The sequence below is a fragment of the Streptomyces sp. NPDC005435 genome, assembly GCF_040703155.1.
In the GTDB taxonomy this organism is placed as follows: domain Bacteria; phylum Actinomycetota; class Actinomycetes; order Streptomycetales; family Streptomycetaceae; genus Streptomyces.
In genome coordinates this window covers 220,271-242,061 of the sequence record NZ_JBEXEQ010000011.1, presented here as the reverse complement: position 1 = coordinate 242,061, position 21,791 = coordinate 220,271, and the positions used below count along the sequence as shown (strand labels likewise).

The window sequence follows — 21,791 nt, the reverse complement described above, 5'->3', positions numbered from 1 at the left end:
GCGACAAGAGAGGCAGGGCCGCACTCGTGTTCGCCGACGAGGACGACATCACCGAACTGGCCGTCCGGCGCTGGGCCGGCGCGCACTCCCCGCGTCTGGGCGAGCTGATGACGGCCCTGGTCCGCCATCTGCACGCCTTCGCGGCGGAGGTACGCCTCACCGAGGACGAATGGGCCGCCGCGATCCAGTGGCTCACCGACGCCGGCCAGACCTGCGACGACAAACGGCAGGAACTGATCCTCGCCTCCGACGTCCTCGGACTGAGCATGCTGGTCGTCCAGTTGAACAACCGCTTCGCCCCCGAGGCCACCCCCGCCACCGTCCTCGGCCCGTTCCACATCGACGGATCACCCGCCGTACCCCACGGGTTCGACATGTCCGAGGGCCTCCCCGGAACCCCGCTCTACATCACCGGAAAGGTCACCGACACCGGCGGCAAGCCCCTCGCGGGCGCGGTGCTCGACGTCTGGCAGGCCGACGCCGACGGCGCGTACGAGGCACAGATAGCGGAAATCGACGAGGCCCGGCTGCGCGCCAAATACCGTACGGGCGAAGACGGTTCGTACTGCATCCGCACCATCGCGCCGCTCGGTTACGCCATTCCCATGGACGGCCCGGTGGGTGAGCTGATCCGCCGGACGGACATCAGCCGCTTCCGGCCCGCGCACATCCATTTCCTGATCGACGAGCCCGGTCACCGAAGGCTCATCACCCACCTTTTCCAGGAGGGCGGCGATTACCTCGACAGCGATGTCGTCTTCGGCACCAAGCCCCCGCTGATCGTACGGTTCGCCGAGCATCCGGCCGGGACCGCGCCGGACGGCGGCCCCATCGGGGAGCCGTATCTGCACGCCACGTACGACTTCGTCCTGCAGCCCGAGTGAGCGCTCTCCCGCCGCGAAGCGCCGCTTCGACGACGCTGTTCGGGGACGGCATTTTCTGATCGAGTCGGACTGTTTCCTTTTCTCTATGTCCTTTCTTTGATGGGGGAATTCGGCACCCTTATCGGTCTGCCGTGCGAACCCTCATACCAGAGCGGGATGTCGGCCGGGTGACTTTGCCAACTGCCCATCGGACCGGATGCGCAGGCAACTACCGTGAGTGTCCGTCGGACGACGCGGGGCATTTTCCCGGCCCGTGCCGCCGGCATCGCCAGGCGTGGTGTCCCCAGGGCGCACCACGCGAGGACAGGCCCGACGGACCAGTACGAGGACGCAGATGTCTCACCTCCGCGCACCGGCCACCCGTGCCGACCGCCGGGAGGGCGGCAGGCACGGGCGACCGGTCGCCCGACCCGCTCCCGCGCTGCCCGAGACGCACATACGGCCCCAGCTCATGCGGCTCGCCGTGCTCCCGCCCACCGCGGTCGCGCTCGGCGCGGTCGCGGCCGTCGTCTTCTGCGTCCGCTCCAGCCGCGTCCCAACCACCCTCGGCCTGTGGGCCGTTCTCGCCGGAGCCCTCGTGGTGGCCGCCGCGGGCATCGCCATCGCGGCCGTGGCCGCCGACCGCACCGCGCGCTCCGTCGGAGAACGCGTCGGCGCCCTGCGCCGAGGCGCCGCGCGCGGCGAGGCCGACCTGCGCACGCTCGTCGACGCGCTGCGCAAGGGCGAGGCGCCCCCGCAGCGCAAGCCGCGCCGCAGGCCGCCCGAGGACGCCGACGACTTCGAACTCCTCGCCGCCGACCTCGCCCGCGCACACGACGGCGCCGTCACCGCCGTCGTACGCGCCGCCCAGCTCTCCAGCCAGGCGGGCAGCGAACAGAAACTGGAGGTCTTCGTCAACCTCGCCCGGCGCCTGCAGTCCCTGGTGCACCGGGAGATCTCCATCCTGGACGAGCTGGAGAACGAGATCGAGGACCCCGACCTGCTCAAGGGGCTCTTCCACGTCGACCACCTCGCCACCCGCATCCGCCGCCACGCCGAGAACCTCGCCGTGCTCGGCGGCGCCGTCTCCCGGCGGCAGTGGAGCAACCCGGTCGACATGACCGAGGTACTGCGCTCCGCCATCGCCGAGGTCGAGCAGTACTCGCGGGTCAAACTCGTCCCGCCCATCGACGGCGAACTGCGCGGACACGCCGTCGCCGACGTCATCCACCTCCTGGCCGAACTGGTCGAGAACGCCACGGTGTTCTCCGCCCCGCAGACCCAAGTACTGCTGCGCGCCAACCTCGTGACCTCCGGACTCGCCGTGGAGGTCGAGGACCGGGGGCTCGGCATGCCGGTGGACGAACAGCACCGCATGAACGCCCTGCTCGCCGACCCCGACCAGGTCAACGTCGCCAGCCTCCTCGCCGACGGCCGCATCGGCCTCTACGTCGTCTCCCAACTCGCCCGCCGCCACGGCATCGGCGTACGGCTCCAGACCAACATCTACGGCGGCGTCCAAGCGGTACTGGTGATTCCCCAGGCCCTGCTGGGACCGGCACCCGGGCTGATGTCCGGGCGTACGGGGGAAGTTGGGCAGGGGGAGCGGCCCGAGCTGCCCCAGGTTCCTTCTGCGGCCGTGGAGTTGGCGGCCAGCGCCGGAGGGTCCCTGCCGGCGTCGGCGTCGGCGTCGCGGGAGACGACGGAGGCCGGGGCCGGGACGAACGGTGCGGCCGCCGGTGGGCCGAGTGCGGCTCCTGGCGGGGCTACGGCTCCTGGGGGAGCGGTCGGCGGTGACGCGGGACGTGACCCGGGTGCGGGGACGAACGGCGGCGCCGGCCGCCGGTGGGCGGCACCGGGGACTGCTGACGGAGGCACCGGGAGGGCGCCGGGCAGCGGCCGGGGCCGGCACGCCCAGGGAGCGAGCCGGAGCGGAGACACACCGCCGCCGCTGCCCACGCGCGGTGCCCACGACCGACGAGCCAACCCCGCCGAGGCCGTGCCCGGCGTCAGCGCCGAGGACCGGTCCGTGGTGGAGGCCAACATGGGCGCCCTCCGCACCCCGCGCGTCGGCGGCCCGGTGCGCGGCACCATGGAGCGGCCCCGGCTGCCCCGGCGCCGCGCCCAGGAACACATCGTCCCCCAGCTCCGCGGCGGCCCCGCCCCCCGCCAGGACGGCGACACCGTCGCAGGCCACGACCCCGGCCTGATGGCCGCCTTCCAGCGCGGCATCGGGCTGGCGGAGACCCAGCAGCACATGGAGTCGACGGGGGCGGCCGGCTACGCGGAGGCGCCCTCGGAGGAGGGGGCCGTGGGGATGGGGACGGGGCACATGGGGCCGGGGTATGTGTCGGCTCCGCACGTGTCGGCTCCGCACGTGGAGGCTTCGCATATGGGGGCTGCCCACATGGCGACTGACCACATGGCGCTCGACCACATGGGGCCGGAGCACACGGAGCTTGGCCACACGGCGGCGGAGCACATGGAGGCTCCGCACATGGCGCCCGAGCACATGGCGCCCGAGCACATGGTGTCGCTCCACATGGAGCCCAGGGAGCCAGGGCTCATGGAGCCGACACACATGGAGCGGACCCACATGGAGTCAGCGCACATGTCGCCGGACCCCACCCCCGCCACCACCCACACACCCCCGCCCCCCTACCCCCACCCCACCGACGACCCGCCCCACCACCACATGGACGCACCCCCCACCCCCACCCCCCCCACTCCGAGCCCCGCCCCCGACCACCACGACGCGAGCCCCCCGTCCGCATGACGCCGCCCCGCCCCAGCCCCGCGACCACCCCGACCCGCGACCTCCGCGCTCCCGCAGACCTTCGTACCCCAAGGAGTCGATCCACCATGGCGAGCGATGCGCCGACCGCCCACGCAACCGACCTCGACTGGCTGCTGAGCGGCCTCGTGCAGCGCGTTCCCCACACCGGCAGCGCGGTTCTCCTGTCCTGCGACGGCCTGGTGAAGTCCGTGCACGGACTCGACCCCGACAGCGCGGACCACATGGCCGCGCTCGCCTCCGGCCTGTACTCGCTGGGCCGCAGCGCGGGCATCCGGTTCGGCGACGGCGGTGACGTGCGCCAGGTCGTGGTGGAACTCGACTCGACCCTGCTGTTCGTCACCACCGCCGGATCCGGCACCTGTCTCGCCGTGCTCGCCGGGCGCGAGGCCGACGCCGCCGTGCTCGGGTACGAGATGGCGATGCTGGTCAAGAGCGTCCGCCCGTACCTCGTGACCGCCCCCCGGCAGCAGGCCGTCGACTCCCCGGCGCCGAGGCCTTGAGCGTGACGACGGCCGGCGACGGGCCCTGGCTGGACGACGCGGCCGGGCGACTGGTGCGGCCGTTCACCGTCAGCAACGGCCGCACCGAACCGACCATCGCCCTGGACCTCATCTCCCAGGTGATGGCCACCGGAGTCACCCCGCTCGGCTACCTCGGCCCCGAGTACGCGCAGGCGATCGACCTGTGCCGGGGACCCCTCACGGTGGCCGAGGTCTCCGCGCACCTCAGACTCCCCGCCGCCGTGACCAAGGTGCTGCTCTCGGACCTCCTCGACTGCGGTGCGCTCACCACCAAGCCCCCCGCCTTCCACCACAACCCCACTGACCGGTCTCTGCTGGAGGCAGTGCTCGATGGACTACGACGACAGCTCTGACCCGTTCCCCACCGCGCTCAAGATCCTGGTGGCGGGCGGGTTCGGGGTCGGCAAGACCACCTTCGTGGGAGCGGTCAGCGAGATCGCGCCGCTCAGCACGGAGGAGCTGCTGACCACGGTCGGCGCGGCCACGGACAACCTCGACGGAGTCGAGAACAAGGTCGAGACGACCGTCGCCATGGATTTCGGGCGGATCACCCTCGACCCTCAGCATGTGCTGTACCTGTTCGGCACGCCCGGGCAGGAGCGGTTCTGGTTCATGTGGGACGAGCTGTGCGAGGGCGCGCTCGGCGCGGTCGTCCTCGCCGACACCCGCCGCCTGGAGGAGTGCTTCGCCGCCGTGGACTTCTTCGAGGAACGCGGCCTGGGCTTCATCGTCGCCGTCAACGAGTTCGACGGCGCCTTCCGGTACGACCCCGACGAGGTGCGCGCGGCCCTCGACCTCGGTCCCGGGACCCCGGTGGTGCCGTGCGACGCCCGCATCTCCAGCTCCGGCGTACAGACCTTGCTGACCCTCGTACGCCACCTCATCGACCACACCCCTGCGCCCACGCCACACCACAGCGCCCACATGTGACCGCCGCACATGTGCCCAGCCCACACGTACGCAAGCCACACGTACGCAAGCCACATGTACGCAGGCCACACGTGGCCCACCCATATGCGCCCCGCTCATACGTGCCCCGCCCCCATATGACCACCGCACACAGCCCTGGAGTCGCCCCATGAGGTACGCCCACCGCGACGGAGCCCGGTCATGATGTACGAGCCGGCCCGCCGTGTCCGTGGCCTGCTGCTCACCCCGGAGGACAAGGAGGCGCCCGCCCGGACGGCCAAGCTGCGCCGCATGGGGCTCGGAGAGCGTCCCGAACCCGCGCTCGACGTCTACGCGGACCATCTCGCCCTGCTCACCGGCGCGCCGTACGCCATGGTCAACTTCATCGGCGAGGACCGCCAGTTCTTCGCCGGGCTGAGCAGCCCCGCCGTGGCGCCCCTGGTCCGCGAGGACGGCAGCAGGCCCGAGATCGGCCGGGTGCTGCCCCGCGAGCACGGCTTCTGCCCCCATGTGGTGGTCCGCCGCAAGGCGCTCGTGCTGGAGGACGTCCGCGACTATCCGCGCTTCGCCGGGAACCCCGTAGTGGACGACCTCGGCATCCGCTCCTATCTCGGCGCCCCCCTCATCGACAGCTCCGGCATGGTGCTGGGCACCGTGTGCGCGGCCGACACCTCTCCCCGTTCGTGGGGGAAGCCGGGCCTGGACACCATCAAGGCCCTCGCCGTCGAACTCACCGGCCGCATCGAGCGCTCGGCCGCCGACGGCCTGCCCCTCTGAACCGACCTATGGCTGAACCAACCCATCGCTGAACCGACCCAACGCCGAACCGCCCCACAGCCCACCGCTGCTCCGAACGAGTCGCGCCCGAACCGGTACAGAAAACGCCCCGCCCGCCCCACACCCCAGTCGCCGCAAGGCGTGAAGCGGAACTGAGGCGCCGGTTAAGAAAAGCTCGATGGACCCGGGCCCGCGCATGCGGCAGATTGCAAGGTGATTCCACCTCTCTGACCCGGTGCGGCCCCCTTCGGTGTGCCCGCGTGCCGGGCCTCACCCACAGGAGCCGTAGCGTTGAAGGCGCTGGTCAAGGACAAGGCGGAGCCCGGGCTCTGGCTCACGGACGTGCCCGAGCCCACCGTGGGGCCCGGTGACGTACTGATCAAGGTCATGCGGACCGGTATCTGCGGCACCGATCTGCACATCCGGAACTGGGACGGCTGGGCGCAGCAGGCCGTGCGCACCCCGCTGACGCTCGGCCACGAGTTCGTCGGCCAGGTCGTGGAGCTCGGCCGCGACGTCACCGAGATCCGCGTCGGCGACCGGGTCAGCGGCGAGGGCCACCTGGTGTGCGGCAAGTGCCGCAACTGTCTGGCCGGCCGCCGTCATCTGTGCCGGGCCACCATCGGCCTGGGTGTGGGCCGCGACGGCGCGTTCGCCGAATATGTGGTGCTGCCCGCCACCAATGTGTGGGTGCACCGTGTTCCGGTCGATCTCGATGTGGCCGCCATCTTCGACCCGTTCGGCAACGCCGTGCACACGGCGCTCTCCTTCCCGCTGGTCGGCGAGGACGTCCTGATCACCGGCGCCGGCCCGATCGGCCTGATGGCCGCCGCCGTCGCCCGGCACGCCGGCGCCCGCAACGTCGTCGTCACCGACGTGAGCGAGGAGCGCCTGGCGCTCGCCCGCAAGATCGGCGCGAGCCTCGCCCTCAACGTCTCGCACACCACCATCGCGGACGGACAGCGCGAGTTGGGCCTGCGCGAGGGCTTCGACATCGGCCTGGAGATGTCCGGCCGCGCCGAGGCACTCCAGGACATGATCGCCAACATGACCAACGGCGGCCGGATCGCCATGCTCGGCCTGCCCTCGCAGGAGTTCCCGGTGGACTGGGCCCGGATCGTCACCTCGATGATCACCATCAAGGGCATCTACGGCCGGGAGATGTTCGAGACCTGGTACGCGATGTCGGTGCTGCTCGAAGGCGGTCTCGACCTCACGCCCGTGATCACCGGCCGGTACGACTACCGCGACTTCGACGCGGCCTTCGCGGACGCGGCGAGCGGCACCGGCGGCAAGGTCATCCTCGACTGGACCGCGTGACCCCGCGCCCGGCGGGGACCGTGAATCCAGGCGAAACCCCCTACTCCGTCAGCACCTTCAGAGGAGCCCACCCCATGTTCGACTCCGTGCGCGACGACCTGCGCGCCACCCTCGACGAGATCCGCGCCGCCGGTCTGCACAAGCCCGAGCGCGTCATCGGCACCCCGCAGTCCGCGACCGTCGCCGTCACCGCCGGCGGCCGCCCCGGCGAGGTCCTCAACTTCTGCGCCAACAACTACCTCGGCCTCGCCGACCACCCCGACGTGGTCGCCGCCGCCCACGAGGCGCTGGACCGCTGGGGCTACGGCATGGCCTCCGTCCGCTTCATCTGCGGCACCCAGGAGGTCCACAAGGAGCTGGAGGCCCGCCTCTCGGCGTTCCTCGGCCAGGAGGACACGATCCTCTACTCCTCCTGCTTCGACGCCAACGGCGGTGTCTTCGAGACCCTGCTCGGCGCCGAGGACGCGGTGATCTCCGACGCCCTCAACCACGCCTCCATCATCGACGGCATCCGCCTGTCCAAGGCCCGCCGCTTCCGCTACGCCAACCGCGACCTCGCGGACCTGGAGACCCAGCTCAAGGAGGCGACGGCGGGCGGCGCGCGGCGCAAGCTCATCGTCACCGACGGCGTCTTCTCCATGGACGGCTACGTCGCCCCGCTCGCCGAGATCTGCGACCTCGCCGACCGCTACGACGCGATGGTCATGGTCGACGACTCGCACGCCGTCGGCTTCGTCGGCCCCACCGGCCGCGGCACCCCCGAGCTGCACGGCGTCATGGACCGCGTCGACATCATCACCGGCACCCTCGGCAAGGCCCTCGGCGGCGCCTCCGGCGGTTACGTCGCCGCCCGCGCCGAGATCGTCGCCCTGCTGCGCCAGCGCTCGCGCCCGTACCTGTTCTCCAACACCCTCGCCCCGGTCATCGCCGCCGCCTCCCTGAAGGTCCTCGACCTGCTGGAGTCCGCCGACGACCTGCGCGTCCGGCTGGCCGAGAACACCGCCCTGTTCCGTAGCCGCATGACCGAGGAGGGCTTCGACATCCTCCCCGGCGACCACGCCATCGCGCCCGTCATGATCGGCGACGCGTCCGAGGCGGGCCGCATGGCCGAGCTGCTCCTGGAGCGCGGCGTCTACGTGATCGGCTTCTCCTACCCGGTCGTCCCGCAGGACAAGGCCCGCATCCGCGTCCAGCTCTCGGCCGCGCACTCCACGGAGGACGTCAACCGCGCGGTGGACGCCTTCGTGGCGGCCCGCGCCGCGCTGAAGGGCTGATCCGACGGCCGAAGGCCCGGCGAAGGCCTGAACGAGACATGTGGTCGCCCCGCACACAGTGGGGCGACCACATGTCTTATCCACACATGGCATGTCGTGCGGACATGGTGGCCGGGGCCATGTGGGCCACCTCCAGGGCGCGGCCGAAAACATACGGCTCCTTGCGATAATGGGCCCCATGATCGAGGCTCGGCGGCTCCACATCCTCCGTGCGGTCGCCGACCACCGGACGGTCACGGCGGCCGCCGCCGCGCTCTACCTCACCCCCTCCGCCGTCTCCCAGCAGCTCACCGCGCTGGAGCAGGAGACCGGCCACCGCCTGGTGGAACGGGGTGCGAAGGGCGTGCGGCTCACCCCGGCCGGGGAGATCCTTCTCGGCCACACCAACCTGGTCCTCGCCCAGCTGGAGCGGGCCGAGGCGGAGCTCGCCGCCTACGGCAAGGGGGAGGCCGGCACGGTCACCCTGGCGGCCTTCGCGACCGGCATCGCCGGAGTCGTGGCGCCCGCCGTGACCCGGCTCGCCCGGTCCGCACCCGGCATCGGCATCCGCGTCCAGGACGCCGAGGGTGACGAGAGCCTGCGGATGCTCCTGGACCGGCGGGTGGACGTGGCGGTGACGGTCGAGTACCGGGGAGCGCCGCCCGCCGACGACCCGCGCCTGACCCATGTCCCGCTGTACGCCGAGCCGTTCGACGCGGTCGTACCCCTCGCCCACCGCCTCGCGGACGCTCCCGTCATCCCCCTCGCCGACCTGGCCAAGGACCCGTGGATCGGTCCGTACCCCGGGAACCCGTGTCACGACGTGGTCGTCCTCGCCTGCGAGAGCGCCGGTTTCCAGCCGCGCCTGGAACACTCCTCCGACGACTTCCGCGCCGTCGTCGCCCTGGCCTCGGCGGACGCGGGCGTCGCGCTCGTACCCCGCTCGGCGCTGCGCGGCATGGACCTCACCGGCGTGGTCGTACGCCCCGTGGACGGTGTGGCTCCCACCCGCCGCGTCTTCGCGGCCGTACGGCGCGGCGCCGAGGACCATCCGCTGATCCGCCCGGTGCTGGAGGCGCTGGGCTGCGCGGCCCGGGCCGCGGACTCGGCCGCGTGACGTGCGCGTCCCTGGACGAGTTGGCAGCCGGTGTGGGCGGACCGCGCCTCCGGCTTCGTCCGGCGCGCCGTGTCCCCGCCGCACCCGGCCCTGCGCGGCGAACTGGTCGAGGGCAGGCTCTCGCCCGGCGCCGACATCGCCTACGACCGCCCGCCGGTGCCAGGGCTGGAACAGCACCTGTGGGTCCTGTCCGGGGCGCTCGACGTGACCGACGCCGGTACCGGGCACCACCTCGGCACCGGCGACTGCCTGCGGATGCGGGTCCACGGCCCGACGAGGTTCCGCTGCGCGGGCTCCGACGGGGCACGCTACGTACTGGCGGTGGTACGGCCATGAGGGTGCCGCGCCGGGACGCGGACCAAGTACGGTACGGCGCCGCCGAGTTGGGCTGCCTGCTGGCGGACACGGTGACCGGTGGCGCCTCGCTCGGCTTCCACGCGCCACTGGACGGGGCCCGGGCGGCCGCCTGGCGGTGCGAGCGGGCGGCGGGGGTGGCGTGGGGCGAGCCGGCGGTGTGGGTGGCGGTGGACGCCGGCGGCCACGATCCCGCGGAAGGCCCCGGCACCGGCCGCGTGCTCGGCACCGTCGGCCTGGCCTTCCCCACGCTGCCCAACGGCCGGCACCGCGCCGAGGCCGTGAAGCTGATGGTGCACCCCCGCGCGCGGGCGGGGCCTCGCCCGCAGCCTCCTGACCAGCGCCGAACAGGCCGCCGCGGCCGGCGGGATCACCCTCCTCCCCCTCGGCACCGAGACCGGAAGCCCCGCCGAGCGGCTGTACGACGCGGCCGGCTGGACCCGGGCCGGCGCCATCCCCGACCACGCCACCAACGCGGCCGGCGCCCCCGCCCCTGTACTACAAGCGGCTCGCACCGCTCACCGGATGACTGTCAGTGGCAGGGGTTACCGTGCGTGGCATGACGGACGCAGACGACGTACGCCGGATCGCCCTGTCCCTGCCGGAGGTGACGGAGAAGACCGCCTGGAGCATGCCCACGTTCCGGGTGGCCGGGAAGATGTTCGCCACGCTGCCCGAGGAGGAGACCTCCCTCGCCGTGCGCTGCCCCAAGGAGGAGCGCGACGAGCTGGTCCTGGCCGAGCCGGAGAAGTTCTGGATCGCCGGTCACGAGGCCCAGTTCGCCTGGGTGCGCGCCCGGCTGGCCGCGCTGGACGACGAGGCGGAGCTGCGCGACATCCTCACCGACTCCTGGCGCCAGGCGGCCCCGCCCCGGCTGCTGGAGGCCCACCCGGACCTGGGCATACCCGAAGCGGGCTGACCACACCCGCCGGAGCCGGTCCTCACACCCGGGCGGGCGTCACGAACGCCCCGATCCGCTCCCGCAGGCTCGGCGCGTCCAGCCCGTGCGCGGCCACGTGTTCCTCCAGCGTGCCGTACCGCCGCAGCTCGCGGCGGGCCACGCCGAGGCCGAGCACCCGGTGCGGTACGTCCACCAGGGTCTCGCCGACGGCCGCCGTCGAGGTCCCGGCGAGGTACGGCTCCACGAGGACCACGTCCGGACGGGCGGCCCCGGCCCCGGTAGCCCGCCGCAGCCCGGCCGCGTCGAAGGGCCGTACCGTCGTGGCGTAGAGCACGGTCACGTCCAGCCCCTGCGTCGCGGCGAGTACGGCGTCCAGTACCGGGCCCACCGCGATCACGACCCCGGCGCGCCCCTCGCGCACCGTGTGGAAGTGCTCCCCGTCGACGGGCAGCGCCTCGCGGTTGGCCTGGAGGGAGAGACGGACGTACACCTTGTCGTCACCGGCGGCGACGGCATGGCGCAGCAGGGTCTCCGCCTCGTCGGGGTGGCCGGGCACATGCATGGTCCAGCCGTCCAGGGTGTCGAGGAGGGCGATGTCGCCGGGCGCCATGTGGGTGACGCCCCCGGCCGGCCAGTCGAAGGAGGCGGCCGCGCTGACCAGCACCGCCCCGGTGTTCTGGTGGCCCAGGTCCAGCTTGACCTGCTCGAAGGGGCGCTCCACGAGGAAGCTGGCGAAGGTGTGCACGATCGGCCGGAGCCCGGTGAGCGCGAGTCCGGCGGCGGCGCCGATCAGGAGCTGTTCGCGGATGCCGACGTTGATCACGCGGTCGGGGTGCGCGCGCTCGGCCTCGGCGAAGCCGTCCCTGCCGATCTCGGCGAGCACGACCGCGACCCGCGGGTCCTCCGCCAGCAGCCGGGCGGCGACGGGGGCGAACCGGTCACGCATGGTTTCCATGAGGGTGGGCCTTTCTGCTGAGGTGTGCGGGGTGGGGAGTGTGTGTGGGATCAGGCGTTCTTCGGCTCGACATGGGCCACGACCACATGGGGGCGGCCGGGGTGCGGGGCGGTGAAGGCGGCGTACAGGGCCTCGTGGTCCCGCCCGTCCACGGTCACGGCGGACCAGCCGGCCGCCTCGAAGCGGGCGGCGATCCCGCCGGGCCGCGCGTGGCTGGCGGAGGAGTTGTCCACGACGACGGTGTGCAGCCGGTCGAGACCGGCGGGTCCGGCGAAGGCGATGGCCTCGTGGTTGCTGCCCTCGTCCAGCTCGGCGTCCCCGATCAGCACCCACACGGCCGGGTCGTGCAGCCCCTGCGCGCGCAGCCCGAGCGCGGTGCCGACGCCGATCGGCAGCCCGTGCCCGAGCGAGCCGCTGCCGATCTCGGCGCCCGGTACGAGCACCCGGTCGGGGTGGTGGCCGAGCGGCGAGTCGTAGCCGCCGAATCCGGGCAGCCAGTCCACGGGGACGAAGCCCTTCGCCGCGAGGACGGCGTAGTACGCCATCGGCCCGTGCCCCTTGCTCAGCAGGAACCGGTCGCGCCCCGGGTCGTCCTGCCGCTCCGGCGTGACGCGCAGCACCCTGTCGTAGAGCACCCACAGCACGTCCAGCGTGGAGGTCGCGGCCGGGCCGTGCTTCTCGTCGCCGGTCATGAGCGCCATCAGTCCGCGCAGGTCGGCGTAGGTGCGCGGGGCCTCGGCCGTACGGTCCTCAAGGTGGTGATCAGGACGGTGGTCGTTCGCGGTGATCTTCATACTGCCGATCGTGCAACCTCGACCGCGCTTGAGGTCAACCGTTGACGGATGCGCGACCACCGACCCGAGTGCGGTATTGTTTCCCTGCACGTTGCGACCGGGGAAACCCCAGGTCAAACGGCATCGGGACGTGGCGCAGCTTGGTAGCGCACTTGACTGGGGGTCAAGGGGTCGCAGGTTCAAATCCTGTCGTCCCGACTCGTGAGAGTCGCAGCTCAGGGCCGGTTTCGGAGAAATCCGAAACCGGCCCTCGGCCGTTCCCGGGCACCAGCTTCGCGCGTCCGGGGGTGCGGCGGCACGCAGCCCTGTCGGTCAGTGTCCGCGGGCGACCCATTCCTCCAGGTGGGGTGCCTCGGCGCCGATGGTCGTGGGGTCGCCGTGACCGGTGAGGACCTTGGTGTCCGGCGGCAGGCTGAGCAGCCGGTCGCGGACGGAGCCGATGATCGTCGGGAAGTGGGAGTACGAGCGGCCGGTGGCGCCCGGGCCGCCCTGGAAGAGGGTGTCTCCGGTGAAGACGACGCCGAGCTCGGGGGCGTACAGGGAGACGGCGCCGGGCGCGTGTCCGGGGGTGTGGAGGACGGTGAGGCTGGTGCCGGCGCTCTCCAGGACCTGGCCGTCGACGAGTTCGGAGTCGGGGGCGCGGTCGGGGTGAGTCTCCCGCCACAGCGGTACGTCGTCGGCGTGGAGCCGGATGGGAGCGCCGGTGAGGTCGGCGAGGGCCGGCGCCGCGTTGATGTGGTCGTTGTGGGCGTGGGTGCAGATGATGTCGGTGACCCTGCGGTCGCCGACGGCACGGAGGACGGCCTCCGCGTCGTGGGCGGGGTCGATGACCACGACCTCGTCGTCGTCGCCGACGATCCACACGTTGTTCTCCACATCCCACGTGCCGCCGTCAAGGCTGAACTGGCCCGAGGTGACCAGGCGTTCGATGCGGGGAGCCATCACAGCACCACCACCGAGCGCAGGACGTCACCCTCCTTCATCCGCTCGAACGCCTTCTCCACCTCGTCCATCTGGATGGTCTCGGTGACGAACTCGTCCAGGGGCAGGCGTCCTTGCAGGTGCAGGTCGATGAGTGCCGGGAAGTCCCGGGAGGGCAGGGCGTCGCCGTACCAGGAGGACTTGAGGGAGCCGCCGCGCGAGAAGACGTCCAGCAGGGGCAGTTCGAGCGTCATCCCGGGGGTGGGGACGCCGACGAGGACGAGGGTGCCGGCCAGGTCGCGGGCGTAGAACGCCTGCTGGTACGTCTCGGGGCGGCCGACCGCGTCGATGACGACGTCGGCGCCGTGGCCGCCGGTCAGTTCGCGAATGGCCTCAACCGGGTCGGTCGTCGAGGAGTTGACGGTGTCGGTGGCACCCAGCGCGCGCGCCTTCTCCAGTTTCCGGTCGTCGAGGTCCACGGCGATGATCTTCGTCGCCCCGGCGAGGTGCGCCCCCGCGATCGCCGCGTCGCCGACCCCGCCGCAGCCGATGACGGCGACGGAGTCGCCGCGGCCGACGTTTCCGGTGTTGATCGCGGCTCCGATGCCGGCCATCATGCCGCAGCCGAGGAGTCCGGCCACGGCCGGGGACGCGGCCGAGTCCACCTTGGTGCACTGTCCGGCGGCGACGAGCGTCTTCTCCGCGAAGGCCCCGATACCGAGGGCCGGGGTCAGCTCCTGCCCGGTGGAGGCGAGGGTCATCTTCTGCTTCGCGTTGTGGGTGTCGAAACAGTACTGGGGCTCGCCACGCCGGCAGGCGCGACAATGTCCGCACACCGCGCGCCAGTTGAGGATGACGAAGTCCCCCGGGGCCACCTCCGTGACGCCCTCGCCGACCGATTCCACGACGCCGGCGGCCTCGTGGCCGAGCAGGAAGGGGAAATCGTCGGTGATGGCACCCTGTTTGTAGTGCAGGTCGGTGTGACAGACACCGCAGGCCTGGATCTTCACCACGGCCTCGCCGGGCCCGGGGTCCGGGATCACGATCGTCTCGACCCGAACGGGCTCGTTCTTCGCGAGCACGACGACTCCGCGCACTTCCTGGGGCATGGTCTGTCCTTCCTCGACGTACCCGGCCCTTCACCAGAATGGCAGGAGGTGACCGGCGTCGCACTTCGATCGGGGGTGTGGGCGCGGGGCTTGGTATCCCGCGTACGGCCGGCAGAACCCCGGCGGTCACGCCGTGCGTTCGGACATGGCGGCGCGTTCCTGGGCGGCGCGGACCGACTCGGTGAGGGTGGCGAGGTCGTACGCTCCGCGGTGCAGCCGGCCGTTGACGAAGAACGTCGGGCTTCCGGCGACGCCGCTGCGGTCGGCGGTCTCGACGTCCTCGGCCACTCGCAAGGCTCCGACGTGGTCCCGCAGATCCCGTTCGAACTTCTTCACGTCCAGGCCGAGGTCCTCGGCGTGGCGCAGCAGGTCCTGGGGGCTCAGTTCGCCCTGGTGGGAGAGGAGGACATCGTGCATGGGCCAGAAGGCGCCCTGCCGGGCGGCGGCTTCCGAGGCCTCGGCGGCGAGTTTGGCGCGCGGGTGGACGTCGTCGAGCGGCAGATGGCGCCACACGAACCTGATGTCTCCTCCGACGTCGTCGCGGAGCCGGCGCATCATGGGTTCGGCCTGGGCGCAGTAGGGACATTCGAAGTCGCCGTACTTGACCACGGTGACGGGGGCGTCGCGGGGGCCGCGGATGTGGTCGCGCTCGGGGTCCACCGGGGCGACGAGGTCGACGATGCTCTCGCCGGTGCCCATGAGCGCCCGGGCGCGCCCCGACGCGGGCAGGGCGCGGATCACCACGGTGATCAGCCAGGTGAGCGCGAAGGAGAGGGGGATGGTGATGAGAATCCCGTACTTGGCCTGGGTGAGCCGCTCCCCGTCGAAGGCGAGGGTGGCGATGAGGAGCGACACGGTGAAGGCGACGCCGGACGCGCTGCCGCCGGCCAGCACGGCACCCCAGCCGACCTGCGGGCGCAGCCGGCCGCGGCTGACCCATGTGGTGAGGGCCGCGCCGATGACGATGCCCAGCGGCTTCCCCAGCACGAAGGAGATCAGGATGCCGACCGTGACCCGCGAGGTGAGCGCGCCGGTGAAGCCCGCCCAGGTGATGTGGACGCCGGCGTTGGCGAGGGCGAAGAGGGGCACGATGACGTAGCTGGCCCAGGGGTGGAAGACCTGTTCCAGGCGCTCGTTGGGTGAGATCACCGTCGCCAGCTCCTGGCGCAGGGAGCGCTCGAGTTCCGGGGTCGGCTGTTCCCGGAAGAGCCGGAACAGCCCGCTGGTGCGTTCCAGGTCCGTGCGCGAGGCGGGGTAGGCGTAGGTGATCGTGGCGAGCAGAAGCCCGGTGACGACCGGATCGACGCCGGACTCGAGCAGGGCCACCCACAGCCCGAGGGCGAGGACGAAGTACGGGACGCCGTGGCGTACTCCGGCGCGGCGGATGCCCAGTACCGCCGCGAAGAAGGCCGCGGCGGCGAGCAGGGGCAGCCAGGAGAGGCTGCCGCTGTAGGCGAAGGCGATCACGGCGAGTGCCACGACGTCGTCGACGATGGCCACCGTCAGCAGGAAGGTACGCAGCGCCTCGGGCAGGCGCCTGCCCAGGAGTGCCAGCGTGCCCAGGGCGAACGCGGTGTCGGTCGACATGGCCACGCCCCAGCCGCCGCCGGCCCCGGCGGCGGCGGCGAACGCCAGGAAGACGAGAACGGGGACGACCATGCCCATGAGGCCCGCGACCAGGGGCAGCGTCATACGGCTCCGCTGCCGCAGCTCACCCATGTCGAACTCGCGCCGTGCCTCCAGCCCGACGACGAAGAAGAACAGGGCCATCAGGCCACTGTTGACCCATTCGCGCAGCTCCAGGCCCACCCCGACGGAGCCCAGCCGCACGGTCAGCGGCGTCTTCCAGAGGCGTTCGTAGCCGCCGGGGGCGGCATTGGCCCACACCAGCGCGGCGACGGCGGCGGCGACGAGGGCGACGGCGCTTGCCGTCTCGGTGCGCAGGAAGTCCCGCAACGGTGAGCGCTGAGTGTCCGAACGTACCGTCTGCCCGATGCCCCCGGGGCCGGCGGGCGGGGTCGTGGTGGTGGTCATGTTCCGCCTCTGCGTCTCTGCGTCCGGTGCGGGAGGGGAATCGTGGCGTGAGGCGAGCATCGCAGGTCGGGCGGCCACGCACCGCTTGTGGCGGGCGGTCGGGTGTCCGCGCCGCGACCGGCGGGCGCTCGACTCAGTCGACGCGGGCCGTCGTCAGAACACCACCACCGAGCGCAGGACGTCGCCGTCGCGCATCCGCCGGAACGCCTGCTCGACCTCATCGATACCGATCGTCTCGGTGACGAACGCGCCGAGGTCGAGACGGCCCTGCTGGTGCAGGTCGACGAGCATCGGGAAGTCGCGGGAGGGCAGGCAGTCGCCGTACCAGGCCGACTTGAGGGAACCGCCGCGCCCGAACACGTCCAGGAGCGGCAGGTCCAGGGTCATGTCCGGGGTGGGGACGCCGACCAGGACGACCGTGCCGGCCAGATCGCGGGCGTAGAACGCCTGCCGGTAGGTCTCGGGGCGGCCGACCGCGTCGATGACGACATCGGCGCCGAAGCCGCCGGTCAGCCCGCGGATCGTCTCTACGGGGTCGGTCTCGCGGGAGTTGACGGTATGCGTGGCACCCATCGTCCTCGCCGTCTCCAGCTTGCGGTCGTCGATGTCCACCGCGATGATCTTCGCCGCGCCGGCCAGCCGGGCGCCGACGATCGCCGCGTCACCCACACCGCCGCAGCCGATGACGGCGACGGAGTCGCCGCGGCCGACCTGGCCGGTGTTGATGGCCGCGCCGATGCCCGCCATCACGCCACAGCCGAGCAGTCCGGCGACGGCCGGGGAGACGGCCGGGTCGACCTTGGTGCACTGGCCGGCCGCCACGAGGGTCTTCTCGGCGAAGGCGCCGATGCCGAGCGCGGGGGTGAGTTCCTGGCCGGTGGAGGCGAGGGTCATCCTCTGCTTCGCGTTGTGCGTGTCGAAGCAGTACCAGGGGCGTCCGCGCCGGCAGGCCCGGCACTGGCCGCACACCGCGCGCCAGTTGAGGACGACGAAGTCGCCGGGAGCGACCTCGGTGACGTTCTCGCCCACGGACTCGACGATGCCCGCCGCCTCGTGACCGAGCAGGAACGGGAAGTCCCCGCTGATGCCGCCCTGCTTGTAGTGCAGATCCGTATGACAGACGCCGCACGCCTGGATCTTCACCACGGCCTCGCCGGGCCCGGGGTCCGGCACGATGATCGTCTCCACCCGGACCGGCTCGTTCTTGCCCGGTGCGATTACTGCCTGGACTTGCTGGGACATGGGGTCCGCCTTGCTGTCGTCGTAGAGGTGGGGGTGCCGGGCCGGATCAGGGCCGGCTGATGAGGGCGCGCAGGGAGGCCGCCGCCGCGGCGGGGTCGTCCGCGCCGTAGATCGCGCTGCCCGCCACGGCCACGTCGGCTCCGGCGGCCTGGACCGCCGTGATGGAGGACGCGCCGACGCCACCGGCGACGGAGAACGGCACCCCCGAACTCGTACCGGCGTCCAACAGCGTCTGGAGGCTGTATCCGGGCAGGGCCTGCTCGTCGAGACCGGCGTGGAACTCGGCGAGCACCGCGCCGAGCGCGTGCGCTTCCTTCGCGCGCAGGGGCTTGTCCGCGACGTTGATGAGATCGACCACCACGCCCTTGCCCGCGGCCCGGGCAGCGGTGATCGCGCCCTTGATGGTGGACTGGACGGGGACGGCGCGGTTCGGCGGCCGGCCCCGGCATGTCACGGTGCTGGGAGCCGACACGGGTGCCGTCCTCGTGCTCGGTGTTCCGGACGAGCCCGTGGACGAAGACCGCATGGAGTGCACACGGATTCTGTGGAGCGTGACGGCCGCCTGCATCGCCCGTCAGGTGGCCGAGGCGGCGCCGGACTATCTGCAGGAATCGCGGATGGTGACGAGCGAACGGCTCAGAGTGACCGCCGAGTTGACGGACCGGCACGTCACGGATCTGGAATCGGTGCTGGCCACGCTGCGCACCAGGGACCTGGACGACACCAGGGCCCGCGCCCGGGCGATCGATCTCGCCGCCGATGCTCTGATCCGGGCCAGGAGCGGAGCGGACCTGGTCGCCTCCATCGCCGAGGAGCCGGTCTCCCGCGCGTTCGAGCGCCTCAAGAGCGACCTGCGCCCCCTGAGCCGCTACGAAGCGCTGAGCATCCAGTTCATCGAACCGCCGGCCGACGGCCGCGCGCTGCCCGGAGAAGTGGCACACGCCGGACGGGCCATCGTGCGCAGCGCCGTTCTCCTCATGCGCGACCAGGAGGACGTGACCCGTATCAGGGTCCAGTGGGACTGCGACGGGACCAATCTGCTCGTCTCCGTACGGGACGACGGTCCCGGCCGCATGGACAGCGGCCTGCCGGCCCTGCGCCAGCTCGCCGCCCGGGCCAAGGCGCTCGGCGGCGACCTCGACCTGGAATCGGTGGACAACTGGGGGTCCCGCGTGGAGGTGCGCCTCCCGCTCGATCCCCCGGACACCTCCGAGCAGCCCACCGCGTCATGGGGTCTGGCTCCCCGGGAGGCGGAGGTGCTGCGGCTGCTCACCGCCGGCCGGCGCAACCGGCAGATCGCCACTCAGCTGGGCATCAGCGAGAACACCGTCAAGTTCCACACCAGCCAGATCTACCACAAGCTCGGCGTCACCTCCCGGGCCGCCGCGGCCGCCCTCGCTACCGAGGCCGGTCTGCGCTAGGTCCGGGGGCGGGCGTGGCGGCGACTCGCCGTGGCGGGCCGCGCTCGGACGACGGGACCCCACGTGCTCGACGGGGACGTCACGGTTCCGGGTCAGGGGCGACCGGGGCAGCCGGTCCTCCGGTGACGCCGGCCTCCCGGTACTCGCCGGGGGTCATGCCGGTCACCGCGCGGAAGGCGCGGTGGAACTGCACCGCGCTGGAGAAACCCGTCTCCAGCGCGATGGTGGAGATCTGCTTGTCCGGCTGCGTCCGCAGCATCAGCCGGGCGCGCTCCAGCCGCAGGGAGCGCAGGCGCGCCATGGCGGACTCGCCCGTGCCCTCGAAGAGGCGGAACAGGGTGCGGCGGGAGACGTGCAGGCCCGCGGCGATGCCCTCGGCGTCCAGCTCGGGGTCCGCCAGGTGCGCGCGCATGTAGGCCAGGGCCTCGGCGCGGCGCAGCGACTCCGGCATCCCGCGCCGGCCGGGGGCGAGCAGACCGAGGAGCGATGCTCCCAGCGCGGTCGCCTGGGGCGCGAGGCGGTGCGCGCCGAGGCGGTCCGCCTCCTGGCGCCGCGCGAGGTTCACGAAGAACGCCGCCACCGCGCCCAGCGCCCCGCCGCAGTCGAAACTCCGGGCGAGCAGGTCGTCGCTCCGGCTCACGCAGGCCAGCGAGAACGCCTTGTCGGCGGGCAGTTCGAGGACGACCTGCTCGTAGTACTCCGTCGCGCACAGGGAGAACGGCACGGCACTGTCGTAGATCACCAGTGAGCCGGGACGCGCGACCGTCCGGCGTCCCGCCTGCTCGACGAGCAGGTCCCCGCTCTGCTGGAACACGAGGTACAGGTAGTCCTCGTCCTCCCGGCCCTGCGCGATGTCGCCGGCCGAGCGCCGGACCTCCTCGGGCCGGGCCCGCTTGGTGGACAGCCGGAAATCCGCGTACCGGCCCAGCCTGATATCGCCTCCGAACGCGCTGCCGACCGGGTCCGTCCTGACCGACACATAGGCTTCCCGCCTGGCCTGACGCCAGTAGTCGACCTCGTCGCCCGGCGGGGCGTGACGGGTGGAGAAGGACGTCAGGCGGGGCAGCGCCGAGCCGTCCTGGGCCATAGCCGTGCCTTCCGCTCGACTGCTCCGCGTGGCTGCTCCGCGCCGGTCTGCCCGACGCTCACGGCGTCCGGTTCCAGCGTACGCCGCAGGGATCTTTCCGGCCTTTTCGCCAACCGGTGCGCCGACGCGGCAGCGGTCCGGCCCGCAGCCTCCCCCGAAGGGGGTCCGCGGGCCGGGGACGGCGGTCTCAACGGCGGTCTCAGGCGGGAATGAGGCCGTGCGGGTCGATGATGAACTTGTCGTTCACTCCCGTGTCGAAGGTCGCGTAGGCGTCGGGGGCGTCGTCGAGGCCGATCACCTTGGTGTTGAGCATGGCGCTCAGGTAGGGCATGCGGTCCCACAGGATCGCCAGCATCAGCTCGCGGTTGTACTGCATGACCGGTGCCTGCCCGGCGGAGATCCGCGGCGACTTGATCCAGGCGGTGCCGAAGTCGAGCGGGTACGTGCCCTCCTGCTCGGCCTTCGACTTCGCGAGCGGATCGGGGCCGTAGACGCCGATGACTCCCGTGGCGCCGCCCGCGCGGGTGGCGTCGATCACCTGGTTGATCGCGTAGGCCGGGTTCATGTCCTCGGCCTCGCGGCCGATGCCGTGCGCCTCGGAGCCGACGTAGTCGACCGCGCAGTCGACCATGGGCTCGCCCAGGATGGCCTCGATCTGGTCGGTGAGTGTCGCGTCCTCGTTCAGGTCGATCGTCTCGCAGCCGTTCTCCCGTACCAGATCCAGGCGGCTCTTGTGGTAGTCGCCGACGATGACGCAGGACGCCCCGAGGAGGCGCGCCGCCGCCGCGCCGCAGCGGCCGACCGGGCCGGCGCCGGCGAGGTACACGGTCGAGCCCGGCTTGGCGCCGGCCTCCATGAGACCGTGGAACGCGGTGGGCAGGATGTCCGAGAGCAGCGCCAGATCACGGATCTTCTCCATGGCCTGCTCCTTGTCCGGGAAGCGCAGGAGCTGGAAGTCGGCGTACGGGACGAACAGGTACTCGGCCTGGCCGCCGGTCCAGTCGCCCAGGTTGAAGCCGTACGCTCCGCAGGCCAGCTCGGGGTTCGTGGTCTCGCAGACGTCGGTCCGGCGCGCCCGGCAATTACGGCATCGGCCGCAGGCGACGTTGAACGGGACGGAGACGAGGTCGCCCTCCCCGAGGAACTCGACGTCCGGTCCGGCCTCGATCACCTCCCCGGTCATCTCGTGCCCCATCACCATGCCCTGGGGTACCGGGAAGGACCCGCGGTAGATGTGCAGGTCGCTGCCGCAGATGTTGGTGGCGACGATCCTGAGGACGACTCCGTGCGGGGCCTGCTTCCCGTTCGGCATCTGAAGCTTCGGGAAGTCGAGAGACTCGACGCGCATGTCCTTCGGGCTCTGGAAGGTGACGGCGCGGTTGCTGCTGGCCATGACGATCTCCTCTGTCGGTCCAG

The 21,791-nt window shown here is 72.0% G+C and carries 20 protein-coding genes, 1 tRNA gene and 2 pseudogenes; 14 read left to right on the top strand and 9 right to left on the bottom strand.

Features of this window, described 5'->3' with window-relative positions; all coding sequences use genetic code 11:
* Positions 1 to 26 precede the first annotated feature (26 nt).
* The 12 genes and pseudogenes from AB0898_RS16650 to AB0898_RS16595 all read left to right on the top strand — a co-directional run bounded on the left by AB0898_RS16650 (position 27) and on the right by AB0898_RS16595 (position 10,830).
* Positions 27 to 884: a dioxygenase gene (locus tag AB0898_RS16650; RefSeq protein WP_366803647.1), complete on the top strand. Its 858-nt coding sequence runs from the start codon at positions 27 to 29 to the stop codon at positions 882 to 884.
* 334 nt (positions 885 to 1,218) lie between these two features.
* Complete coding sequence (locus AB0898_RS16645) at positions 1,219 to 3,639, top strand: ATP-binding protein (protein WP_366803646.1); 2,421 nt, start codon at positions 1,219 to 1,221, stop codon at positions 3,637 to 3,639.
* A gap of 86 nt (positions 3,640 to 3,725) precedes the next feature.
* Positions 3,726 to 4,160 carry a roadblock/LC7 domain-containing protein gene (locus AB0898_RS16640; RefSeq protein WP_366803645.1) on the top strand — a complete coding sequence of 145 codons (435 nt, stop codon included), beginning with the start codon at positions 3,726 to 3,728 and terminating at the stop codon, positions 4,158 to 4,160.
* Between the two features lie 2 nt (positions 4,161 to 4,162).
* On the top strand, positions 4,163 to 4,534 hold the full coding sequence (locus AB0898_RS16635; protein WP_366803644.1) for a DUF742 domain-containing protein: 372 nt from the start codon (positions 4,163 to 4,165) through the stop codon (positions 4,532 to 4,534).
* A complete protein-coding gene (locus AB0898_RS16630) occupies positions 4,512 to 5,111 on the top strand; it encodes an ATP/GTP-binding protein (RefSeq protein WP_366803643.1) in 600 nt (199 codons plus the stop codon). The genes AB0898_RS16635 and AB0898_RS16630 overlap by 23 nt, the downstream gene beginning before the upstream one ends.
* A gap of 180 nt (positions 5,112 to 5,291) precedes the next feature.
* Positions 5,292 to 5,867: a GAF domain-containing protein gene (locus tag AB0898_RS16625; RefSeq protein WP_366803642.1), complete on the top strand. Its 576-nt coding sequence runs from the start codon at positions 5,292 to 5,294 to the stop codon at positions 5,865 to 5,867.
* Positions 5,868 to 6,158: 291 nt separating this feature from the next.
* On the top strand, positions 6,159 to 7,187 hold the full coding sequence (gene tdh, locus AB0898_RS16620) for an L-threonine 3-dehydrogenase (RefSeq protein ID WP_366803641.1): 1,029 nt from the start codon (positions 6,159 to 6,161) through the stop codon (positions 7,185 to 7,187).
* A gap of 74 nt (positions 7,188 to 7,261) precedes the next feature.
* Positions 7,262 to 8,461, top strand: coding sequence for a glycine C-acetyltransferase (locus tag AB0898_RS16615; RefSeq protein ID WP_366803640.1), 1,200 nt, complete (start codon positions 7,262 to 7,264; stop codon positions 8,459 to 8,461).
* 178 nt (positions 8,462 to 8,639) lie between these two features.
* On the top strand, positions 8,640 to 9,557 hold the full coding sequence (locus AB0898_RS16610) for a LysR family transcriptional regulator (protein ID WP_366803639.1): 918 nt from the start codon (positions 8,640 to 8,642) through the stop codon (positions 9,555 to 9,557).
* A 24-nt stretch (positions 9,558 to 9,581) separates the two neighbouring features.
* Positions 9,582 to 9,893: pseudogene (locus AB0898_RS16605) on the top strand (cupin domain-containing protein); the annotation flags it as partial.
* Positions 9,890 to 10,406, top strand: a pseudogene (locus AB0898_RS16600) (N-acetyltransferase family protein); the annotation flags it as partial. The pseudogenes AB0898_RS16605 and AB0898_RS16600, both read left to right, overlap by 4 nt.
* A gap of 64 nt (positions 10,407 to 10,470) precedes the next feature.
* Positions 10,471 to 10,830: an MmcQ/YjbR family DNA-binding protein gene (locus AB0898_RS16595; RefSeq protein WP_366803638.1), complete on the top strand. Its 360-nt coding sequence runs from the start codon at positions 10,471 to 10,473 to the stop codon at positions 10,828 to 10,830.
* Positions 10,831 to 10,852: 22 nt separating this feature from the next.
* Here AB0898_RS16595 and AB0898_RS16590 read toward each other — a convergent pair whose 3' ends face one another.
* Both AB0898_RS16590 and AB0898_RS16585 read right to left on the bottom strand, forming a co-directional pair.
* Complete coding sequence (locus AB0898_RS16590) at positions 10,853 to 11,767, bottom strand: transketolase (RefSeq protein ID WP_366803637.1); 915 nt, start codon at positions 11,765 to 11,767, stop codon at positions 10,853 to 10,855.
* A gap of 50 nt (positions 11,768 to 11,817) precedes the next feature.
* A complete protein-coding gene (locus tag AB0898_RS16585; protein ID WP_366803636.1) occupies positions 11,818 to 12,561 on the bottom strand; it encodes a transketolase in 744 nt (247 codons plus the stop codon).
* A 124-nt stretch (positions 12,562 to 12,685) separates the two neighbouring features.
* On the opposite strand from AB0898_RS16585, the gene AB0898_RS16580 reads away from it, so the two are divergent.
* Positions 12,686 to 12,759, top strand: a tRNA-Pro gene (locus AB0898_RS16580).
* 114 nt (positions 12,760 to 12,873) lie between these two features.
* Here the strand turns inward: AB0898_RS16580 and AB0898_RS16575 are convergent.
* The 5 genes from AB0898_RS16575 to AB0898_RS16555 all read right to left on the bottom strand — a co-directional run bounded on the left by AB0898_RS16575 (position 12,874) and on the right by AB0898_RS16555 (position 18,339).
* Positions 12,874 to 13,503 (bottom strand): MBL fold metallo-hydrolase, encoded by a 630-nt coding sequence (locus AB0898_RS16575; RefSeq protein ID WP_366803635.1) that lies wholly within the window; start codon positions 13,501 to 13,503, stop codon positions 12,874 to 12,876.
* On the bottom strand, positions 13,503 to 14,591 hold the full coding sequence (locus AB0898_RS16570; RefSeq protein WP_366803634.1) for an S-(hydroxymethyl)mycothiol dehydrogenase: 1,089 nt from the start codon (positions 14,589 to 14,591) through the stop codon (positions 13,503 to 13,505). The genes AB0898_RS16575 and AB0898_RS16570 overlap by 1 nt, the downstream gene beginning before the upstream one ends.
* A gap of 126 nt (positions 14,592 to 14,717) precedes the next feature.
* The gene (nhaA, locus tag AB0898_RS16565; RefSeq protein ID WP_366803633.1) at positions 14,718 to 16,625 is read right to left on the bottom strand and encodes a Na+/H+ antiporter NhaA; all 1,908 of its coding nucleotides are present in this window, start codon (positions 16,623 to 16,625) and stop codon (positions 14,718 to 14,720) included.
* 153 nt (positions 16,626 to 16,778) lie between these two features.
* Positions 16,779 to 17,867: an S-(hydroxymethyl)mycothiol dehydrogenase gene (locus AB0898_RS16560; protein ID WP_366803632.1), complete on the bottom strand. Its 1,089-nt coding sequence runs from the start codon at positions 17,865 to 17,867 to the stop codon at positions 16,779 to 16,781.
* Positions 17,868 to 17,913: 46 nt separating this feature from the next.
* Positions 17,914 to 18,339, bottom strand: coding sequence for an orotidine 5'-phosphate decarboxylase / HUMPS family protein (locus AB0898_RS16555; protein ID WP_407078354.1), 426 nt, complete (start codon positions 18,337 to 18,339; stop codon positions 17,914 to 17,916).
* Positions 18,340 to 18,391: 52 nt separating this feature from the next.
* Here AB0898_RS16555 and AB0898_RS16550 point away from each other — a divergent pair, with 52 nt between their 5' ends.
* A complete protein-coding gene (locus AB0898_RS16550; protein ID WP_366803630.1) occupies positions 18,392 to 19,288 on the top strand; it encodes a LuxR C-terminal-related transcriptional regulator in 897 nt (298 codons plus the stop codon).
* 79 nt (positions 19,289 to 19,367) lie between these two features.
* On the opposite strand, the gene AB0898_RS16545 is transcribed toward AB0898_RS16550, so the two are convergent.
* Both AB0898_RS16545 and AB0898_RS16540 read right to left on the bottom strand, forming a co-directional pair.
* Entirely contained in the window at positions 19,368 to 20,375 is a 1,008-nt protein-coding gene (locus tag AB0898_RS16545; RefSeq protein ID WP_366803629.1) for a helix-turn-helix domain-containing protein, read from the bottom strand.
* Positions 20,376 to 20,574: 199 nt separating this feature from the next.
* Positions 20,575 to 21,768, bottom strand: a complete 1,194-nt coding sequence (locus tag AB0898_RS16540; protein ID WP_366803628.1) for an alcohol dehydrogenase catalytic domain-containing protein — start codon at positions 21,766 to 21,768, stop codon at positions 20,575 to 20,577.
* Positions 21,769 to 21,791 lie beyond the last annotated feature (23 nt).